The 21024-nt window shown below is 39.3% G+C and carries 13 protein-coding genes and 1 pseudogene; 10 read left to right on the top strand and 4 right to left on the bottom strand.

The window, feature by feature from the left end; genetic code table 11:
- Positions 1-18: 18 nt before the first annotated feature.
- Both ACQ86H_RS23405 and ACQ86H_RS23400 read left to right on the top strand, forming a co-directional pair.
- Positions 19-1375: pseudogene (locus tag ACQ86H_RS23405) on the top strand (LptF/LptG family permease).
- Positions 1376-1514: 139 nt separating this feature from the next.
- A complete protein-coding gene (locus ACQ86H_RS23400) occupies positions 1515-2726 on the top strand; it encodes a bifunctional 3,4-dihydroxy-2-butanone-4-phosphate synthase/GTP cyclohydrolase II (protein WP_431292677.1) in 1212 nt (403 codons plus the stop codon).
- Positions 2727-3452: 726 nt separating this feature from the next.
- Here the strand turns inward: ACQ86H_RS23400 and ACQ86H_RS23395 are convergent.
- Entirely contained in the window at positions 3453-7883 is a 4431-nt protein-coding gene (locus ACQ86H_RS23395) for a translocation/assembly module TamB domain-containing protein (RefSeq protein WP_431292676.1), read from the bottom strand.
- Between the two features lie 74 nt (positions 7884-7957).
- Here ACQ86H_RS23395 and tsaD point away from each other — a divergent pair, with 74 nt between their 5' ends.
- From tsaD to ACQ86H_RS23380, 3 genes are all read left to right on the top strand, one after another.
- A complete protein-coding gene (gene tsaD / locus ACQ86H_RS23390) occupies positions 7958-8959 on the top strand; it encodes a tRNA (adenosine(37)-N6)-threonylcarbamoyltransferase complex transferase subunit TsaD (protein WP_138820259.1) in 1002 nt (333 codons plus the stop codon).
- Positions 8960-9289: 330 nt separating this feature from the next.
- Positions 9290-9487, top strand: coding sequence for a hypothetical protein (locus ACQ86H_RS23385; protein WP_138820261.1), 198 nt, complete (start codon positions 9290-9292; stop codon positions 9485-9487).
- A gap of 76 nt (positions 9488-9563) precedes the next feature.
- A complete protein-coding gene (locus ACQ86H_RS23380) occupies positions 9564-11918 on the top strand; it encodes a TonB-dependent receptor (RefSeq protein ID WP_431292675.1) in 2355 nt (784 codons plus the stop codon).
- A gap of 74 nt (positions 11919-11992) precedes the next feature.
- Here the strand turns inward: ACQ86H_RS23380 and recA are convergent, their stop codons facing one another.
- Both recA and nth read right to left on the bottom strand, forming a co-directional pair.
- Positions 11993-13006 (bottom strand): recombinase RecA, encoded by a 1014-nt coding sequence (gene recA / locus ACQ86H_RS23375; protein ID WP_057935221.1) that lies wholly within the window; start codon positions 13004-13006, stop codon positions 11993-11995.
- A 135-nt stretch (positions 13007-13141) separates the two neighbouring features.
- Positions 13142-13807, bottom strand: coding sequence for an endonuclease III (gene nth / locus ACQ86H_RS23370; RefSeq protein ID WP_029280284.1), 666 nt, complete (start codon positions 13805-13807; stop codon positions 13142-13144).
- Positions 13808-14584: 777 nt separating this feature from the next.
- On the opposite strand from nth, the gene ACQ86H_RS23365 reads away from it, so the two are divergent.
- The 3 genes from ACQ86H_RS23365 to ACQ86H_RS23355 all read left to right on the top strand — a co-directional run bounded on the left by ACQ86H_RS23365 (position 14585) and on the right by ACQ86H_RS23355 (position 17366).
- Positions 14585-15061, top strand: coding sequence for a DUF3347 domain-containing protein (locus ACQ86H_RS23365; protein WP_431292674.1), 477 nt, complete (start codon positions 14585-14587; stop codon positions 15059-15061).
- Positions 15062-15195: 134 nt separating this feature from the next.
- On the top strand, positions 15196-15729 hold the full coding sequence (locus ACQ86H_RS23360) for a multicopper oxidase domain-containing protein (protein WP_431292673.1): 534 nt from the start codon (positions 15196-15198) through the stop codon (positions 15727-15729).
- Entirely contained in the window at positions 15681-17366 is a 1686-nt protein-coding gene (locus tag ACQ86H_RS23355) for a multicopper oxidase family protein (RefSeq protein WP_431292672.1), read from the top strand. The genes ACQ86H_RS23360 and ACQ86H_RS23355 overlap by 49 nt, the downstream gene beginning before the upstream one ends.
- A gap of 1 nt (position 17367) precedes the next feature.
- Here the strand turns inward: ACQ86H_RS23355 and ACQ86H_RS23350 are convergent, their stop codons facing one another.
- Positions 17368-18327, bottom strand: coding sequence for a hypothetical protein (locus ACQ86H_RS23350; protein ID WP_431292671.1), 960 nt, complete (start codon positions 18325-18327; stop codon positions 17368-17370).
- A gap of 210 nt (positions 18328-18537) precedes the next feature.
- On the opposite strand from ACQ86H_RS23350, the gene ACQ86H_RS23345 reads away from it, so the two are divergent.
- Together ACQ86H_RS23345 and ACQ86H_RS23340 are read left to right on the top strand one after the other, a co-directional pair.
- Positions 18538-19635, top strand: a complete 1098-nt coding sequence (locus tag ACQ86H_RS23345) for a fatty acid desaturase family protein (RefSeq protein WP_431292670.1) — start codon at positions 18538-18540, stop codon at positions 19633-19635.
- A complete protein-coding gene (locus ACQ86H_RS23340; RefSeq protein ID WP_431292669.1) occupies positions 19625-20683 on the top strand; it encodes a fatty acid desaturase family protein in 1059 nt (352 codons plus the stop codon). Before ACQ86H_RS23345 ends, ACQ86H_RS23340 begins: the two co-directional genes overlap by 11 nt.
- The last annotated feature ends 341 nt before the right edge of the window (positions 20684-21024 follow it).

Raw genomic sequence — 21024 nt, 5'->3', positions numbered from 1 at the left:
ATAGCAACATTTTTTGTTATGATGTTTATTCTATTGATGTTTTTTCTGTTTAAATGGATTGATGATTTAATCGGAAAAGGTTTCGAATGGTACACCATTCTGGAGCTGATGTATTACGCCTCGGCTGCCAATGTATCAATGGCGCTGCCATTATCTGTATTGCTTTCTTCCATCATGACTTTTGGTACACTAGGCGAAAATTACGAGCTCGTGGCCATCAAATCGGCAGGTATTTCTTTACAGAAAGCCATGCGCCCCCTTTTTGTGGTGATTTTAATGCTCACTGTAGCCTCTTTCTTTTTGCAAATTATATGTTGCCTAAAGCCAATCTCAAATTTGGCTCACTATTGTATGATATCAGGAATAAAAAACTTTCATTTTTAATTAAACCAGGAGTTTTTAATAATGCCATTCCGGGTTATGCCATCCGTGTCGATTCGAAAGAGGAAGACGGTACGCTGCACAATATCATGATTTACGATCACCGTGAAAATAATGGCATTCCGAAAGTAATTCTGGCAAAAGAGGGGAAAATGAATAAAACCGCCGATGGTAAGTTTTTGGTGCTTTCACTTAAAAATGGTGTACAATATGAAGAGCAATCTTCGAAAAACGGCATGTACAACCCAAGGCAGATTTTTACAAGGAACCGTTTTAAAGAAACCTCACCGCGTTTCGATATGTCTTCTTTCGATGGAAATAAGACCGATCCTAATGCTTTCGGAAACAGCACACCCATGTTAAACCTGAAAGGGATTGTAAAAAAACGCGATTCGCTGACGAAGCAATTAGATACGATGAAAATGCGTACTATTGCTAACCTCAGCAGTAACTTTAAGCAGTTTAATGTGACCAGAGGTTACACGAGGATAAAAGCCGTTCCGAAAGAGATTGATGATGTAATATTGAAGAGTATCCCTAACGGATCTCGGAAACTGGCCCTCGATAATGCAAACAGTACCGTTGCGAATATTATGCAGCACGTACCCAACTGGGGTCCACGCCAAACCGATTTAACCGGCGAAATTATTTTTGCCACCGTAGAGTACCAGCGTAAATTTACCCTGGCAGCATCTTGTATCCTGTTGTTTTTTATTGGTGCGCCACTGGGTGCCATTATCCGAAAAGGGGTATGGGTTTGCCTGTAGTGGTGGCCATTTGTTTCTTCCTGGTGTACCACATCATTACCACAGTGGCCGAAAAATCGGCACGTGAAGGGAATTTGAATCCTATATTCGGGATGTGGATTGCGGTAATCGTATTGTCGCCCCTGGCTGCCTTTTTAACTTATAAAGCTACCGTCGATTCAGCCTTGTTTGATGTAAATTACTACAAGCAGCTTTTTCTTAAGTTGTTTAAAAAGAAAGAAAAATAGGCCTCTTTTCCTTTACTTACAGATGATATTTTAATCCAAATATTGCTCAATAAGGTTGTACATTTGTATGGGTTATTGTTTGTGGTATAAATTCATTTAAATACGCCTTACACACCATTTGCCCCATAATGTTTATAAAATGCAAACAAAATTAAACACAATAGAAGAGGCCATCGCAGACATAAAAGCTGGTAAAGTGATTATTGTTGTAGATGATGAGAATAGAGAGAACGAAGGTGATTTTTTAACTGCTGCCGAAAATGCAACGCCCGAGATTATTAATTTTATGGCCACTTATGGCCGTGGTTTAATCTGTGCACCTTTAACAGAAGAACGTTGTAAGGAGTTAAATCTTAATCTGATGGTTGGCAAAAATACGGCAGCTTACGAAACTAATTTTACGGTTTCGGTAGATTTGGTTGGCCATGGCTGTACCACGGGGATTTCGGCGAGCGACCGTTCTAAAACGATGCTGGCTTTGGTTAATCCTAAAACCGACCCTGAAGAGTTAGGCAGGCCGGGACATATTTTTCCGCTGATAGCTAAAGATGGTGGTGTAATCCGCCGTGCAGGTCATACAGAAGCGGCAGTAGATTTAGCGCGTTTAGCCGGCATGAAACCTGCAGGTTTATTGGTAGAGATTTTGAAAGAGGATGGCGAAATGGCCAGGCTTCCAGATTTATTTAAAATTGCCGAGCAGCATCAGTTAAAAATTATATCAATTGAAGATTTAATCGCCTACCGTTTAACCATGGATAGTTTGATTAAGCAGGAGGTTAGCATCGATTTACCTACCGCCTGGGGCGATTTTAAAATGACGGCTTATACACAGCTGGATAATAATGCGACACATTTAGCCATTTCTAAAGGCGAATGGAATACCGACGAACCTATTTTAGCACGTGTACACAGCTCTTGTGTAACGGGCGATATCTTTGGGTCTTGCCGTTGCGATTGCGGTCCGCAGTTGCACAAAGCATTAGAAATGATCGAAAAAGAAGGTAAAGGTATTGTGGTGTATATGAACCAGGAGGGTAGAGGTATCGGGCTGATTAATAAATTACGTTCGTATAATTTACAGGATGCCGGTTTTGATACGGTTGAAGCGAATATTAAGTTAGGCTTTAAAGGTGATGAACGCGATTATGGCGTGGGAGCGCAGATTCTGCGATCGGCAGGGGTGACTAAAATGCGTTTAATGAGTAATAACCCAACCAAAAGGGCTGGTTTAATCGGGTATGGCCTGGAAGTGGTCGAAAACATTCCGATCGAAATTGCCAGTAATGTACATAACGAACGTTATTTAACCACCAAAAGAGATAAAATGGGCCATTCGATTATGAAAGGATAGATTTGAGTTTGGCGTGGGGCGTTTGGAGTCAGTCCATAGTCTTAGTAACAAGCAAAAGCCAGTATTGAACTTACGTTTGGTACTGGCTTTTTTTGTTTAATGTAGAATCAAAAACGCTGATTACCCCAGTATAATTTGTCATCCTGAATGCAGTGAAGGATCTGTCTAGTATGGATCAATGAACCCCAATCAGTCTGCGCTAACTTATCAGTTGTACATAATAAAAGCAAGTGGTTCTTAGGTTAGAGATTCTTCATTTCATTCAGAATGACAGACTTTTCTAGTCCATTCTCCCTGGAATAGATTTTTTTCTAAACGCTGCCTGCAATCGTCCTTTCGACCGGAGTGCAACGGAGTGGAGAAATCTATTTTGCTCGTTTCTGAGTCGGTTAATCCGAAAGCAAATTTTGTCATTCTGCAAGCAGTGAAGGATCTTTATACTTAACCTAAATAGCCACCGATTTTTAACCATATAAGAAATATAAGATCATGTAAGCCCCCTGGTGTCGATTAATCATCATGCGGTTCGTCCTCCTGAACTTGTTTTATTAGTTGCATTGATTGTTTTCAATGGTCTAATAGCTAATCGTGGTCAGAATCTATGTTGCACGGTTGTTTATTAATTCAAAACCAGGATGCAATAGGCATTAAGTTCCGGCCTGTGCGCAAATGACGCTCTCGCCCATACCAATGAACTATTGACCAATGAACAAATGAACAATCGGTCTACCTCCTTTGGTTCCCTTTACTCTGATTGATAATCGCTTCTTTATTAATAGATTTATTCGTTTTAACCGGTGTATCCCCCTGTTTCCTTTTCAGGTTCCGGCGATAAGCACCAGAAATTTTCTGAATAAACTCCTTAAAAGTATCAAACTGCTGGGTATATACCAGACCGAAAGAGGTTACGTTTGCGGTTGAACTAATCCCGCTGTTTAAGAATATACTCTGTTGCGTGGGTGGTTTATTTGCCGCTTTTACCGTCAGGCTTCCATCTTTTTTTATCAGGAAAAGTCCCTCAACCTCTCTGCCTACATTATCTTTAGAGAAATCGATAACGGTAAAATCGTTGGCACTATTCCGGTCTACAATACCGGCATTAATAATTAAACGATCGTTAAAGAATTTAAACGATGCGTTGGCCTCGCTTAACGAACGTACGTTCAAATCGACAAAGTTTAAGTTTAACGAAGAAAGTACGTTGTTAAACTGATTAAAAACCAATTCGGTAGCCGTACTGGTAGCAGTTGAGCTCAACTGGTTCCCAATTGACTGGCCGCCATTTCCGGGAGCGAAACTTCTTCTGATAATTAAACTGAATGCCTGAAGGTTCAGGTTGTTCTGATCGCTAAAATAGGTTTGCAATTCTTCTTTAATTGAAGGTTGTGCAGGGAAATTGATATCGAGCTTAATATCCGGTTTTAGCAGTAAACCTGTTAAGCCCATCTCTACCTCGGTATTTACCCTTTGGTTGGCATTGCTGCTGGCATCGCGGTTTGCCGCCTTATAAAGGTCGTTCAAACTTGCCCTTAACGCGTATACCGCTTTTAAGTTAATCTGTGCGGCAGTAGGATTACCTGTCCAGCGGATGGTTCCACCTTGCCTGATCTCGAATTTTTTGTTGATCACCTCCTGGGCTGTAAAATCAAAACTTCCGGTCTCAATAATATAATCGCCAGACATTTCGAAATCACCAACACTATTGATGTTTAAGGCCAGCTCGGCATTACCCTTGCCACTTAAATTGCCCAGGGTAGTATATATGTTCGCGGTGGTATTTGGATCAATGGTTAATTTGAAACTCAAGGTTAAACCATCAAAGTTTGTTCTTTTCTTAACCAAGACAGTCGAATCGCGGCTCACGAAATTAATGAAATCTTTATCCGATATGGTTTCAGAGCTGTTTAGCGGTAGGTTAAATATAGTTCCTTTTTCCGTTTTCGCCTTAATGTCGATCTTCATTTTGTTGGTCGGCCCCGTAAACGTAAATACACCTGTGCCATAGGCCCGGCCATAGTAGATGGAATTGTCTTTCGCGGTAGTGTTTAAGGCCATTAGGCTGTTGGCATTCACCTTTACATTCAGTGTCGGGTAGTTAATATCATTTAAATCTACGGTTCCGCTTGCTGTGGCTTCGTGGCCCTCCAGGTCGTTAAGTACAAAATCTTCGAGGTTAATTACACTATTGTTTACTTCAACCTTATCGGTAATCACGTAGGTGGTTTTAAGGTAGTTTACCATCAGCTGTCCCTTATCTAACGATAAAGTTCCGTTAATTTCTGGTTTGTCTAACTTACCTTTTACGGTTAAATCAGCTGAGATATTTCCTTTTAAATTGGATACCAGTTGTTTAACAAAAGGCTCCAGTACAGTGAGCTTGCTGTCATCCATTTTAACGCTGAGGTCGATTACTTTTTCTTTTAGATCGAGATTTCCGGTCAGTTTAAAATTCTCCGAATTGTCGGCCACAATGCGGGTAAATACATTAAGCTTTTGGCTTTCATTGCTGTATGATGAGGTATCGGTTAAGGTACCGATATAGATATCGTTAAAGTTTAACGAATCGATTTTTAAGTCGTCTGTTACCCTGAGTGTTTTTAATACGCCATACATATCAGTCTTCCCGTTAACGTTTCCACCCAATTTAACACCAAAACCTTTGGTAAAAGGGTTCAGGGTTTTTAAGCTAAAATCTTTAAAGCCAACGCTGATCAAATCTTTAGGGTCTTCTGAAATTAATCCATCAATAACAACCTGTTGCTTTCCGTTGGTTAAATCGAAATTACTGATCTCGGTTTTACCATTGTTCAGCACAATTCGTACTTTCTCCTGGATGCGCCATTCTTCATTATTGATTTTTAAGATAGATGGCAATACGCTTAACCTTGCCGTAGTATCCTGGTTTTTGGTGAACTCTACCAGTCCGTTTAAATCGAGCTGATTATCTTCGTCGGCGTTCGACATTTTTACGTTGAAGGCCAGACTGTCATTCCGAAGGATGTTGGAAATGTTTACATCTTTAATAAATAAACTGTCGTTAAGCTGCACCCGGTCAGAAGTTACAATCAGTTGAAGCTGTTGTGTGGTGGTATTTTCATCGAGGATGATATTGTTTACGATAATGCCATTGTATTTTAGTTTCTTTACAAAACCATTCAGCGTGGCGGTATTATTCCGCGAATCGAAATCTCCGGTTAATGTAGCGCCCTCTTCTAATTCCAGGCCTGGTACAAATATCTGTGCCAGCGGTTCGAATTTTTTAACCTTCAGGTTAAACTGAAAAATCTGGTTTTTGTATTTTATAATATCAGCCTTTAATGAAGGGATATAGGTTTTTGCGATGGCTTTATAGTAAGAAACAATAGAATTTAAATCATATTCACCTTTAATACTGGCATCTAAAATATCCGACCGGATATCCAGTACGCGGCTGGCACCTGTTCCATTGGCCATTAATTGTACCGAATCTACAGTATAAATGCCTTTGGGATTTTGCAGCCTGATCTCTTCAATCAATAACTTACCCGATATGTTATTCAGGTTGGTGCCCGAAAAATTAGTGGTAAATTTGGCATCCACCATCAACGAATCTTTCAGGAGTTTTAAGGCTTTTAAACGGGCCTTGGAAATGGTTGCGTTAAAATTGAATACCGGGAGTTTAGGGTTCAGGTTAACACCGCCATCAAATACCAGTTTAATGTTTCGGTCGTTAATGCTCAGCTTGCCATCAAAATATTTTTTATCAAAGGTGCCATCAATCTTTACGTTACGGTACCTGTATTTGTTAAAGTCGATATAATCTACATCGCCGTTTATTTTTTCGGTTAAATCTTTTAATTCCGTTCCGCGGCCTTTTACATATAAAGAAGAGCTGATCCGGCCCAGGCTTTTTTCATCAAGCAGGTTACCCAGGTTAAAATCGTAGGTTTTTACGTTCCCGGTATACGACGGAATATCGTTTTTATCGATTTTCATATTCACATCCGAAACGATGCGGCCCAGTTTGGTTTTAAATTCGCCGTAGGCAATAAAGTCGTTTTGGAAACCCGTAAAACTTCCGTTAAAGTTAATGTTGCCAAATTTGTTTACAATTACCGGAACAATTTTCTTTTTGCTGTTGGTAATGCCCGCCAGCACCTCCTCAAGATCGGTTTTATTTGTTCCTGCCATTTCGATGTTCAGGTCCATAAAAGTTTCTTTCCATTTCGGAAGCCCTTTTAAAATAAAGTCGCCTTTAATGTGTGTAGCCTTTCCAGTCCTTAATGATAATTTTTTGGCTTTAAGGTTATTCACTAAACCTGTAATCTGACCATCAACATCGAGGTCGAGTTTCATGGTATTCATTTCAGGTGCAAAAAACGCAACATCTCTGGAGGTGATATGACTATCTTTAAAAATAGCCTTCATCCGTACATTGTCTACGTAATGGTTAAAATCTTTATAGCTTTTAAACCGCATCTGGTAGTAGTTGGTTAAACGGCTCTGATTGGTTTCGAGCAGCAGGTTTTTCAGCTCTATGGCATTACTGTCTATCGTGGTTTGGGCGGTTAAGTTTTTCAGGTAAAATCCGCTACGCTCTTTAAAAGTGAGGTTTTTGATATTGGTTTTAATCAAATGGTTTTTTGTGTCCAATCCTTCAAAAATTCCACTCAGCTGTTTAACGTTTACGTTATCGAAGTTTACACTTTTGCCCTGCAGGGTATCTTTTGCACTGTAGTTGATGTACCTGAACGCAAACTTATTTAAAATAAGGCGGCCTAGATTTACATCAAAAGGCTTACTTTTCTTTTTCTTTACCTTAGGTTTACCAGAATCGAAGTAGTTAATGATAAAATCGAGATTAGAAGACTTATCTTTGAAATCCTTTAGGAAAAACTGGCCATCGTTAATTTGAACGGTACTGATATCAATGATCTTTTTATCGATAGATAATTGATTAATATCGACCATAAACTGAGGCGTGCTCAATAAAGTGTCTTTTTGTAAATCTAAAACCAATAAATCTTCGAGTACAATAGATTTAAAAGGCTTGATATAGAGACTCTTGATTGATATAGTGGTTTTAAGCTCTTTAGATAAGTATGCGGCAGCTTTCTGCGCAAAATAAGTTTGAACAGGCTTAAATTGTAGCGAAAAAATAAGAAGCGCAAGCAGCAAGATGATTGATGCGATTACCCAAAGGAGTATTTTAAATAGTTTTTTAATAATTTTGCAGCTTAAATATTAATAATTTGTCTGTTATACTTGCTATCGAGTCTTCTTGCGATGATACATCCGTTGCTATTTGTAACAATGGCAAAATTACTGCCAATGTTATTGCAAACCAAACAATTCATCAAAATTATGGTGGTGTTATACCTGAATTAGCTTCAAGGGTACATCAACAAAATATTGTGCCTGCCGTGCAACAAGCTTTAATTAATGCTAAAGTTACAAAACAGGACATTAATGCCGTAGCTTTTACACGGGGCCCTGGTCTTTTAGGATCATTATTGGTCGGTGTTTCTTTTGCTAAATCTTTTGCATTAGCTTTAAATATACCTTTAATTTCTGTCAATCACATGCATGCGCATATCTTAGCGCACTTTATTGATGATCCTAAGCCAAGTTTCCCCTTTATCTGTTTAACCGTTTCGGGCGGACACACACAAATTGTGTTGGTAAAAGATTACTTTGATATGGAAATTGTTGGCGAAACATTGGATGATGCTGCTGGCGAAGCTTTTGATAAAACCGCTAAATTACTGGCTTTACCTTATCCGGGAGGACCACTGATTGATAAACATGCACAGCATGGAAATCCTTTGGCGTTTAAATTTGCAGAACCACAAATCGCTGATCTGAACTTTAGTTTTAGTGGTTTTAAAACTTCTATTCTGTATTTTATCAGGAAGCAGGAAAAAGAAAACCCTAATTTTATTGCTGAAAATTTAGATGATATTTGTGCATCGGTTCAATATAGTATTGTGCAGATTTTACTGAACAAATTAAAGAAATCAGCAAAACAGTACGGGATTAAGGAAGTAGCTATTGCAGGAGGTGTTTCGGCAAACTCTGGTTTACGGAACGGGCTGCAACAAGCTGCCAATGAACTGGGCTGGAATGTTTATATACCGGCGTTTCAGTACTGTACGGATAATGCAGGCATGATTGCTATTGCAGGTTACCAGAAGTACCTGAAACAGGATTTTGCAGGGCAGGATGTTTCACCAATGGCGCGGATGGAGTTTTAGTTTTGGTTCATTGGTCATTGGGTCATTGGTCATTGGTTCATTAGTCAATAGTTAGTTGCCTAGAGTAGTTAACTTTTAATGGTAAACTGGTAACTGAAAACTGATTAATTCCCTTGTTCGTCATTATCAGGAACGAAGCAATCGTACTATGGTTGTTAACGCAATGTATCTCCGTGTTTCTGTGCTTCCGTGGCAAAAAACTGTAAACCGCCAACAGAAAACTGGCAACTGGAACGGATGGATTATCAAGAGAAATTCATCTGCTCTTTAAACTTCCGACTTCGGACACCCGACCTCGGACCAATAAAAACTATTAAATTAAATACAAATATGAGCGGAGCATCTTTAATATTTTGGATTGTTTGTGCGGTACCTTTAATCGGCCTGTTATACTGGTTGATCAGAAAAGATAAAAACAAGCTTAAAGGAAGCTGGGGTGTAATTATTCTGGGTGTCCTGGTTATTGCTGCACTTTTGGTTATTGTATATGTAACCAAAGATTTCAGCGCCATTTTTAGCCAGAATTAAAGAAGAAATTCTAATTCTTATTTAGACCTATTCTTATTAGTGTATATTTTCTATCTTTGCCGAAAATTAAAGATAGATGAAAAAAACTATACTCATCGTTACCATCTTCGTATGTAATCTTCTTTTGGTACATGCCCAAAACGTGAAGATTGAAGGACACATAAAGGATAAAAGAAATGAAGTTCCATACACCACCATTTCTTTGCCGGGCCAGAAAATCCAGGCTGATAGCAAAGGTTATTATACCTTGTATATCAAAAGCGGTGTTCCGTTTACTATTCAGGTAAATGCTGTTGGATATAAGTTATTTACACAGCAAATTGCGGCGGTAAGGGCCGATACAATTATTAATTTTGTATTGGAACCGGTAGCCAATACGCTGGATGATGTGATAATTTCTACTTCAAGAAAGCCGGAAAACATTAAAAATATTACCACTTCAGTTAGTATTGTAAATAAGAAAAAACTGGAAAAAGAAATGGCTATCACGCCAGATTTAAGCACAATACTAGCCAACCAGGTGCCAGGTTTTGCGCCTACAGCACAAACCGGGAATAATGTAGGACAAAATCTAAGGGGCCGCCCAATGCTGGTGATGATAGATGGTGTTTCTCAATCTTCGCCATTAAGAAATGCAGAAGTAGATTTGAGGTCGATAGACCCTTCAGTACTTGAGCGTATAGAAGTGGTAAAAGGTGCCACAGCCATTTATGGTAATGGTGCTGCCGGAGGTTTGGTGAATTACATTACCATGGTTCCGGATACAGCAGCCAGGTTTGGTGGTAAAACCCAGCTTAATTTAAACGGATCGTTGGTTAAAGTCAAAAACTCCGAAGGTGGCCGGATTAACCAAATGTTCTACGGAAAACTGGGTAAATTTGATTACGTGGTAAGCGGAATGTATGAACAAACCGGCGAATATAAAGATGCAAAAGGTGATGTGGTAGGGCCAAACTACAGTTTGGGCGAAACCGATAGCTATAATGCTTTTGCTAAGTTAGGTTATGCACCGGCAAAAAATCAACGTATTCAGCTTACCTATAATACCTACAGCAGTTTGCAGAACAGTAATTTTACTTTGGTAAACGGTAATCTGGTAACAGGTCAGAAAGCAACAGGTGTACTTGGAAAACCACTTGGGATTCCGACCGGGGTTGACTATAATCACAATTTAAATCTATCGTATAAGATAGATAGCACCTTTCTGCATTCGAGTTTGAATGCAGATGTTTATTATGAAACCAGAAAGGACGTATTTTATGTTTCGTTAGGGCGTTTTGATGGAGGCGATGGGCAGTCACTTGCTAAAAATGATAAAAGGGGGGCACGTTTGTTTTTGGAAACACCAATATTGAACCTCGACTTTTTGAAAATGAATCTGGCTTATGGTGCAGATTTCATGAAAGATAAAACCGCACAACCGCTGGTTGATGGGAGGGTATGGGTACCAACGATGAATATGACCAACATAGCACCTTTTGCACAGGCAGATTTTAATATTTTAAGCAAGCTTGTATTTAAAACCGGTTTGCGCTACGAAAATGTAAATATAGCAGTTGATGATTACCGGACATTAAGAACTACCGGAGCAAACAATGTTACCATTACGCCATCTTTTGATGTAGCCGGAGGCAATTTAAAATACAGTACTTATCTTTTTAATGCGGGTTTACGGTATAATCAATTTAATGTTTTTAGTCCCTTTGTAAGTTTCTCTCAGGGTTTTTCCGTAATGGATATTGGCCTGGCATTACGCGATGCCAAAGTAAACAGCATTGATAAGATCAATACTGATGCGGTAAAGGTTAATAATTATGAGGCTGGTTTTGAAAGTAAAATTGCCGGATTAACATTTTCTGCATCGGGTTATATCAGTACGTCTAAGTTAGGTATTGAAGTGGTTTATGACCCTGCTACAGGTTTATTTAATACCGCAAGGAACCCTGAAAAAATTTATGGTTTTGAATTGGCAGCCGGTTACCATTTGTTTGATCAGCTGGGTTTAGCTGCAAGTTACAGTTATACAGAAGGCAAGCGTGATATTGACAAAAATGGAAAGTTTAACGATGCTGGCGACTTGTATCTCAATGGCCGCCGTATTTCCGCGCCAAAAGTTACAGCTTCAGTAACCTATAGTCCGTTAAAGGTGTTGGATTTAACACTAAACTATATCGGTATCAACTCACGTAACAGATTTGAAAAAAATGCTAACGGCATATATAATGGAAATGAAGGCGCTGTAAAAGCGTATCATTTATTCAGTTTTGCGGGAATTTATCAGGTGAAAAAGAATACTAAACTTACCTTAGGTATAGATAATATATTTAACCAGGATTATTTCCCGGCAAGGGCACAATGGTTTATGCAACCGGGCTTTTATTCAAAGGGGAGGGGTACCTCGGTAAACTTTGGTATCTCGGTTAGTTATTAATCACATCTAAGATAGAAAAAGCGCCCGGATTTTTAATTGGGGCGCTTTTTTATGTTTAACGGAATTGATCCGGCTTATTTTTCAGCTAATTTATCGCCGGTTACTTCGGCTTTGATTTTAATTTCCAGTTCTTCTGCAAGTTCAGGATTGTCGCTTAACAATTGTTTTACAGCATCTCTACCCTGACCTAGTTTGGTATCTCCGTAAGAGAACCATGATCCTGCTTTCTTGATGATACCAAAATCAACACCTAAGTCGATGATTTCACCATTTTTAGAAATACCTTCACCAAACATCACATCAAATTCTGCGATACGGAAAGGCGGAGCCACTTTATTTTTAACAATTTTTACTTTAACACGGTTACCGGAAACTTCGTCAGAATCCTTGATTTGTGAAATACGACGGATATCTAAACGAACCGATGCATAAAATTTCAAAGCATTACCACCGGTTGTGGTTTCAGGGTTACCAAACATTACCCCAATTTTATCACGTAACTGGTTAATGAAAATACAGCAACACCCGGTTTTAGAAATTGTTCCGGTTAATTTACGTAAAGCCTGACTCATTAAACGGGCATGTAAACCCATTTTACTGTCGCCCATTTCGCCTTCAATTTCACTTTTAGGAACCAAAGCGGCAACAGAGTCAATTACAATTACATCTATAGCACCCGAACGGATTAAGTTATCAGCAATTTCTAATGCCTGCTCACCATTATCTGGTTGAGAGATTAAAAGGTTATCCGTATCTACACCCAGTTTCTTCGCATAAAACTGATCAAAAGCATGCTCTGCATCGATAAAAGCAGCAATACCACCTTTCTTCTGTGCTTCGGCAATAATGTGTGTAGCTAAAGTTGTTTTACCAGAAGATTCCGGACCATAGATTTCAATTACCCGGCCTTTTGGGATACCGCCAATACCTAAAGCAATATCTAAACTGATTGATCCGGTAGAAATAAAATCTATTGGCTCGATGGCAGAATCGCCAAGTTTCATGATGGTACCTTTACCGTAAGATTTTTCTAGCTTATCTAAAGTAAGTTGTAGGGCTTTTAATTTATCTGGATTTGCAGTGCTCATTTCTTTTTTCATTGATTGCGTAAATATAATCGTTTATCGGCTAATATGCTTAAATGTTGATATTTATAATACTAATATATTTAGCTAAGGTAAATGTTTTTTAGCTAATGTCAATAGTAAAATGAAAATAATTTTTTAAGCTTTTAATTTATCTCTTTCGTTTTGGGCAGTTAAACGTTCGAAGTACCTGCACATATAGGTAATTTCGCAAACATCGCATTTGGGGCTTCTGGCTACACAAACGTAACGTCCGTGCAAAATAAGCCAGTGGTGTGCAATGTGGATATCGTGTTCCGGAAGGTTTTTTACTAAATCTTTTTCAACCGCCAGCGGAGTTTTGCCATTGGTTAAACCCAGGCGGTTGGCTACGCGGAAAACATGGGTGTCAACCGCCATTGCCGGTGCATTGTAGATTACAGAGGCAATTACATTGGCTGTTTTGCGGCCAACACCTGGCATTTTCTGTAGATCGTCAATCCCCGAAGGCACCACGTCGTTAAATTCGTTAAGCAGGATATTAGCCATGCCCACCAGGTGTTTTGCCTTATTGTTTGGGTAACTGATGCTTCTGATATAATCGAAAACAATATCGGGAGTAGCTTCGGCCAGGGCTTTAGCATTAGGAAAGCGCTGAAAAAGTGCAGGGGTTACCATATTCACCCTTTTGTCGGTACACTGTGCAGACAGGATTACGGCCACTAAAAGCTGGTAAGGGTTATTATAATGTAACTCGGTTTCTGCATCAGGCTGCTTGGCCGAAAAATGTTCTACAAAAAGTTTGTAGCGTTCTTTTTTAAGCATTTGCAAATATAGGTTAAAGATGGAAAATGTAACTGCTAAATTGGAAGAAGAGCATGTAGAACGGAAGAACCGGAAGATAAACTGTAATTTGTCATGCTTAGTGATAATTCATTTGTCGCTATGAATTATATATGAAGCTTTCAGCCCTGACCGGATTTGACGGGTAAGGTAAAGGCATGAATCAGTTCAGGGTTGGGAGCGCAATTTGGTGCTAAGATTAAGGTTTTTTCCTGTTTTCCGCTTTTACGCTTCGCTGCCTCGTACCTCGTTGCTGCAGGGTAACGCTGCAACCAGGGCTAGGTGGGCAATACAGTATTTCATTTTTAGGGTTTGCAGGCCACATAATCCCTTGTATCTAAACCTAAGGGATCAGATAGATATTGGATGAACGTGGGATATTACTAAGGAGTTTCGCCGTTTTTGCAGTAACCTTTGTTAATAAACCCGGTAGGAGCGTGCATCCCGATTTAAGCACCGGTTTATGTTACATTTTGGTGTGCTTGCTTGTTTCACAGGTTTCTATTGGGATAAAACGGATAACGGGACTGCTGCTCCCGAAGAATTACTGGACATCCGTTTCCAAAAACAAAAAAAGATATCGTAAGTAACTGCTAGTGTAGAAATACCTTTATAATTGTTTTAATCCATTTAACTGCTAATGGCTTAATGCCCAGCCTTTGATCCGATCACGAAACACATAATTATATAAACATTTTCGGTAAAAGTATAACATCATGAAAGGCCATACCGCTAGGTTTGTTTAAAATTAAACACACAATGAAAACCTTATTTAAATTATGTACGATCCAGGTTATTGTACTAATTATAGCTGGCAGTGTATCAGCCCAGGAAAAAGCAACACCGGTTAGCCCTTTACAAGCTTATTACGAAGTTAAGGACGCCTTAATTAGCAGCAACGCAAGCGTGGCTGGCACCAAGGCTACTGCATTAATTAATGCGATAAAAGCCAATGAAAAAACCAATGCTTCGAAAGTATTACGCGATAAAATATTATTTGATGCCGAACACGTTGCCGAAAGTAAAGATATCGAACATCAAAGAGATCATTTTACGTCTTTATCAACCGATTTTTATGCCTTGGTAAAAGCGGTAAAACTAAACGATAAGCCTGTTTATTATGCTTATTGTCCGATGAAGAAAAGCTATTGGCTAAGCGAAGACGAGGCGATAAAAAATCCATATTATGGTAATAAAATGTTAAGCTGTGGTAAAGTTGCCGAAGTACTTAAATAAAATACACGCTACAAAATGAAATTTATTTTAGCTTGTTGCCTTAGTATTTTGCTCCATAGTTTTGCTTTTGGCCAGCATCAGCATAACGAGGTAAAAGCAGCTGAGCCCAAAAAGCTCCCCGGAAAGCAAGTGATGTGGAAACTTTAGGCAACAATAAGCCGCCGAGGCTTGTGCGCTATGATTTATATGTTGCTGATACAACCGTAACTTTTGGCGGGAAAGCTAAAAGAGCCATTGCGGTGAACGGGCAAATACCCATGCCAACGCTCACCTTTACCGAGGGCGATACCGCAGAAATACATGTGCACAACAGGCTAAAAGAGTCAACTTCATTGCATTGGCACGGGCTATTTCTTCCTAATCAATATGATGGCGTTCCTTATTTAACCCAAATGCCCATTGAGCCCAATAAAACCCATGTTTACCGTTTTCCTATTGTACAGAACGGTACCCATTGGTATCATAGCCACTCAGGTCTGCAGGAGCAGATTGGGATGTACGGCGCGATGATCTTAAATAAAAAGAAAGAGCCTGTGATCCCTACGATACCCGTTGTTTTAAGTGAGTGGACCAATATGAAACCTCACGAAGTTGACAGGCGATTACACAATGCCAATGATTGGTTTGCGATAAAAAAGGTACAACACAAAGTTATGCCGAAGCCATAAAGGGTGGACACTTTAAAACAAAGCTCACCAACGAACTGAAAAGGATGACTGCCATGGATGTGAGTGATGTATATTACGAAGCATTTTTAGTAAACGGAAAAAATCATTACCAGGTACCAAACAAGCTCAAAGCAGGCGATAAGGTAAGGTTGCGCATTGCTAACGGAGGAGCATCTACTTATTTTTGGCTCACTTATGCTGGCGGTAAAATAACAGTAGTTGCCAATGATGGTAACGATGTAGTGCCGGTAGAAGTAGACCGGCTGATTATTGCCGTATCTGAAACATACGATGTTATTGTAACCGTCCCTGAAAATAAAAGCTACGAGTTTTTGGTCACACCCGAAGACCGTACTCAATCGGCCTCTTTATGGCTGGGTAGTGGACCAAAAATAGCTGCTCAAAAATTACCCAAATTGAAATATTTCGAAGGTATGAAAATGATGAACGAAATGATGGATATGAATGGTAATCTGGTGCAGATGGGAGGCATGAAAATGCAGAACCAGGTGATGGATATGAATGCCGTCATGTATGCTGAACTGGATGATACGGGGACTGATACTGTTGTTGCTGATGCACACAAGGCCCATAATATGGGGGGCGACAAAGGCGCAAAAGGCCCTATGACAACATTGAATTATGATATGTTGCGCTCGCCGGAAAAAACGGTTTTATCTAAAGCCCCAACCCGTGAAATGGAGTTTCAGTTAACGGGCAACATGAACCGTTATGTTTGGACTTTGGATCATAAAACCATCTCTGAAGAAGATAAAATCCTCATCAAAAAAGGCGAAAACCTGCGGATCATTTTATACAATAATAGTATGATGCGGCACCCTATGCACCTGCATGGGCACGATTTTAGGGTAATTAACGGCCAGGGGGATTATGCCCCTTTAAAAAATGTACTCGATATTATGCCAATGGAACGCGATACCATTGAGTTTAGCGCTTCAGAAAGTGGTGACTGGTTTTTTCACTGCCATATTTTGTATCACATGATGAGTGGAATGGGTAAGATTTTTAGTTATGAAAACTCACCGTTAAACCCCGAAATCCCGAACCCTAAATTGGCACAGCGAAAACTTTTTGCCGATGACAGGATGTTTCATTTTATGGCCGAAAACGATTTTGCCAGCAACGGAAACGACGGTATGGTTATGTTGGCAAATACGCGCTGGAGCATTGGAGCCGAATGGCGATTGGGCTATAATAAAATGCACGGCTTTGAAACCGAAACCCATATTGGCCGGTACGTAGATAGGATGCAGTGGTTAATGCCTTTTGTGGGTTTTGATTGGCGTTACCGGAAGATGGAAGCTGGTGAACCCGAAACCAATATTTTTGGCCAGAAAAGCACAAAGGATAAAAGAAGTATGTTTAGTGTAGGGCTTGCCTACACCTTGCCCATGTTGGTAATCGCGCAGGCAGAAGTTTATCACGATGGTAATGTTCGCTTGCAGTTGATGCGGGAAGATATACCGGTTTCTAAACGATTAAGGGCAAGCTTTATGGTAAACAGCGATAAAGAATTTATGGGCGGACTTAAATTTATTACCACAAAATACATGGGTATTTCTGCCCACTATGATAGCGATATGGGTTTTGGCGCTGGTTTAACACTTAATTATTGAGCTAACCATTAGTCATCTCCCTCAGCAGCTTATCGCATTCGGCAAAGGCATTATACAGATATTTATTGCGGTGTTTTTCGCCCTGACCGCTAAAGGAAACCGATTTCATAATCAGGCCCTGCATCCATTGTTTGGTTTGTTTGCAATAGGCCTGGTCTTCGGTTCTTAAATAATTAAAAGTATTAAACCTGTTGTAGCAGGCCATGCGGTCTTTAAAATCAACCAGATAAGCAATGCTTCCCAGTACATCACAACTGTACCAGTTAAAGGTATGGTTAGGATCGATGGTTTTTTTGCTGCTAATGGCATACATATTCATATCTGTGAGGCAATACCTTACCTGTTCTACTATTTTTATAGCCAGTTCAGTATCTGTAAGATGGCCGGCTTCGAATGCATACCTGATCTGTTCGAGTGTGCCTGTTACAGTATCTTTAGACCATATTTCGGTGCTTGGTATTTCCAGATAAGTGGCATGCAGCTCTTGCGAAATTTTAATAATTTCATCAGATAGGAAGGAGGAGCTAAACGGCGTTTCGACGTTATTGGCGCTATTTGCCCAGAAGAAGAGTTTAAAACTGGTGAGTTCGGGATACTTGAAAAAATGAAATAAAGGAATATCGTCGGTGGTAATGGTGATGTGTTTCTTGTTGCTGTTTTTGATAGCTTTTATATTGTCCAATAAATTTCGGAGATAGCCAATCATATCTAAATCTTCATTAACACTTAAATAGCTAAAAGTAACCGATAACGATTGTTTCGGGCTGTACAGAAAAGGGACGTCGAAAGAATCAGAAAGCTTAATGATCTGTTGAAAAGTAAGGTTGCTGTCACCCCTGATTTTCTTATAGGCCTCATTCGTGCTTATTCCTAATTCTTCAGCTATACTCAGCGCCAGGTTCTGGTATTCTGGCAGGGCTGATTTAATAGCCTGAAAAAATATTGTTTGTTGATTATTCATGAAGATTAATTTGTAGATAGAATAACGCTATTTTTAATAATTAAGTGGATTATTGTTGGCTTTTAATTTATAAAATATAATTTATAATTACTAATTAAGATAAGATATTTCTTTTAGGGATACTTTTTAGTTTTTGCACAATCTTTAAGGTTAATTTTAAAGTGTTTGGTGTTTTAGATTTGATAAAGAAAATTTTAAAACAGCACTACAATGAACAAATTAAGATTTATAAAAGATGAAGGCTCCGAATTCTATAAAGAACTGAACGAGCAGATCGAACAGTATTTTATTGATAATGGGCTACAGAAAACCGGGAACACAAAAATGTTCTTCAAGATTTTCCTTTACTTCGGTTTGGACATCCTGCTTTACACCTTAATGATTACCAGCCATTCGCTATTTGCGTTTTTCGCTTTTTACCTGCTGATGGGACTTTCTGTTTTGTTAACCGCTTTTAATGTTTCGCACGATGCTGCACATGGAGTAGCAGTAAAAAGTAAATTCTGGAACCGGATACTCTTTTCGCTCAGTTTTAACCTACAGGGGAACAACGCTTATGTGTGGGGCAAGAACCATAACGAATCGCACCATTTATATACCAATATAGCGGGCAGTGACATTGATGTGCTGAATAATCCATTATTCAGGATGACCGAATCTCAGCCTTTGTTATGGTTCCATCGGTATCAGTTTATTTATGCGCCCTTTCTTTATCTCTTCTATTCCATTAACTGGTTCTTTTTCAGGGAAATCCTGATGTTGTTCAAACTTTCAAGCCGCACGATTAAAGTGGAGATCCCCCGCATTGAAGTGGTAAAGCTGGTCGTATATAAACTCTTGTATATCGGTTACATGATCATTTTGCCAGTTTATCTGTTGCCTTTCGGTTGGACAGTAGTTTTGATGGCTTTTCTGTTAAATCATTTTATCATATCCCTTTTGTTTGTATCGGTGTTAGGTGTTGCACACTTGTCTGATTATGTAGCTCATCCGGCACCTGATCAGGATCATAAATTGAATATGAGCTGGCCAAAGCTGCAATTACTTACCTCAATAGATTATCATGCAGAAAGCAGGTTTTTAAACTGGACACTGGGCGGCTTTAATGCGCATGCGGTACATCACCTGCTTCCTAACGTGTGCCATGTGCACTACCTTAATATTATGCCAATTTTTAAAGCGCTGGCTAAAAAACACAGGCTCACTTATATGGAAATGTCTTACGGCGAATCACTGGCTTCACATTTCAGGTTTTTGAAAATGATGGGCAGAAGTGAACACTTAATCCCGATGCGATATGAAGGATAAACATATTCATGTAGCGGCTGATAGTCAGTTGCTAAAGGCGATATATAAACGCGTGGAACAGGAATTGGTAATCGATAAATCTACTTTTATGAAGATGGTTGTCGCTAAGTTTATGGTATATTTTTCCCTCACGATATTTGCCTATCTGATCTTGTATAAAATTGCTGACCCGATTGGTTTTATAGGCTGTTTTGCGATATATGGCTTTATCTCGCTGCTCTTTGCTTTTAACTTTTCACACGACTTTTCGCACAATACCATTTTTAAAAGTAAGCAGCTTAACCACATTTGCTTTGTAGCTATTTATACATTGGTTGGGGCGCATGCTGAAGCTTGGAAACTGCGTCATGTTAATTCACATCATTATGCGCCAAATGTAGAAGATTATGATTCAGACCTTAAAATATCTAAATTGATCCGCGTGGTGCCGGGTAGCAAACATTATTGGTTTCATGCGTACCAACACCTGTATGCACCATTAGCTTATACAATCTATTCGCTGTTCTGGATTTTTATTAAAGATTTCGTAATTCTGTTTAGTGACGATGGTTATGGCGCCAAAAAGAACATGAGCTATTACCTGTCATTTGTATTCCAAAAATTTATCTATATCAGTTTGTTGCTTGTTTTGCCTATGATTTTTGCAATCCAACCCTGGTATGTGGTGCTAACTGGTTTTTTAATGATGCATCTAAGTCAGTCGTTATTCTTGTTGTTTACCTTTTTTATGACCCACCATGTAGAGGAAACACAATATCCGAAAGCTGATGCGCGGGGTTATATTAATGCCTCCTGGTTAATGAACCAGATCAGGAGTTCAAACGACATGCATCCGTTCAGTAAAACGGCAAACTTTATTTTAGGCGGTTTTAACAATCATATTGCACATCATTTATTTCCGCACTATCACCATCTGTATTATCCGCAAATCAGTAAAATATTATACGAAATGTTGAATGATAATGGCATAACGCCTAATTGCACCAGTTATTTCGGTGGAATAAAATCTCATTTAAGACTGCTTAAAAAAATGGGGGTGGCAGCGTAATTCTCATTCATTCAAAAATTGCCGCAGGTTTTTAATTAATGGCACAGCCCCTTGATTTTAAACTGATGGGAACGGTCCTGATTTTCCATTCTACCCTTAGGACACAAATATTCAAGAACAGTTTAGGCATTTTGCTAACCAACTTTAATAAAAACGGAATTTACCGAAGGACGCCGTCAATCCCAAGTGGCAGAACGATCAAAAAAACAGTTGCAGAATAGGACAAATGGCAATACCAAACCTGAAACGCAGTGGTTTTGTGAAAATACCCCTCAATTTTTCACTTAGCAGAAACGAGCAAAACAAAGTGCCGCTGTTTTTTTGATGAGCGTGAGTCGGTG

The organism is Pedobacter sp. P26 (assembly GCF_050632135.1).
Taxonomy (GTDB): domain Bacteria; phylum Bacteroidota; class Bacteroidia; order Sphingobacteriales; family Sphingobacteriaceae; genus Pedobacter.
Note: the sequence above shows the minus strand (reverse complement) of the source record. Positions and strands in the feature narration are given on the sequence as shown.

Coding starts and splice junctions, on each gene's coding strand:
- ACQ86H_RS23385 (WP_138820261.1), top strand. CDS start 9,290: ATGAGCGGAGCATCTTTAATATTTTGGATTGTTTGTGCGGTACCTTTA.
- ACQ86H_RS23340 (WP_431292669.1), top strand. CDS start 19,625: ATGAAGGATAAACATATTCATGTAGCGGCTGATAGTCAGTTGCTAAAG.
- ACQ86H_RS23400 (WP_431292677.1), top strand. CDS start 1,515: ATGCAAACAAAATTAAACACAATAGAAGAGGCCATCGCAGACATAAAA.
- ACQ86H_RS23365 (WP_431292674.1), top strand. CDS start 14,585: ATGAAAACCTTATTTAAATTATGTACGATCCAGGTTATTGTACTAATT.
- ACQ86H_RS23345 (WP_431292670.1), top strand. CDS start 18,538: ATGAACAAATTAAGATTTATAAAAGATGAAGGCTCCGAATTCTATAAA.
- ACQ86H_RS23380 (WP_431292675.1), top strand. CDS start 9,564: ATGAAAAAAACTATACTCATCGTTACCATCTTCGTATGTAATCTTCTT.
- ACQ86H_RS23350 (WP_431292671.1), bottom strand. CDS start 18,327: ATGAATAATCAACAAACAATATTTTTTCAGGCTATTAAATCAGCCCTG.
- nth (WP_029280284.1), bottom strand. CDS start 13,807: ATGCTTAAAAAAGAACGCTACAAACTTTTTGTAGAACATTTTTCGGCC.
- recA (WP_057935221.1), bottom strand. CDS start 13,006: ATGAGCACTGCAAATCCAGATAAATTAAAAGCCCTACAACTTACTTTA.